Source organism: Vibrio sp. 10N.222.54.A3 (genome assembly GCF_041474095.1).
Classification (GTDB): Bacteria; Pseudomonadota; Gammaproteobacteria; order Enterobacterales; family Vibrionaceae; genus Vibrio; species Vibrio crassostreae_C.
Map to the genome: position 1 here is coordinate 1 of NZ_JBFRTN010000188.1, position 326 is coordinate 326.

At 40.2% G+C, this 326-nt stretch carries 1 protein-coding gene; it reads left to right on the forward strand.

Going from position 1 to position 326, the window contains the following annotated elements:
• Positions 1-141 precede the first annotated feature (141 nt).
• Positions 142-326: hypothetical protein (locus AB4507_RS22890; protein WP_372183488.1), on the forward strand; the 185-nt coding region annotated here is incomplete at its 3' end.

Sequence of the window (326 nt, forward strand, 5' to 3'; positions counted from 1 at the left end):
CGGATAAGGGGTTAGCATCACTGCACGGTAATGAGCTAACAATTTCTATTTCATCTAATGAACCCGCGAACGATTGATTTCAATACTGGGTTGTATTTATACGACTTAGGTGATTTGTCCGGATTTTATACCGGTTATATATTGGTCAGTCGTAAATATTTCAATGGCTTATGTATCGCTGTTTTTCCTGACCATCGCCCTCAACATTCTGAACTTGATATGACTGCACAGGCTGACTGTATTGAGTCCGTATTTGAAAATGATATGACTGTACGGCGTGATTATACCGTGTCAGTTTTTGAAAGTTACATGACTGCACGGCGTGA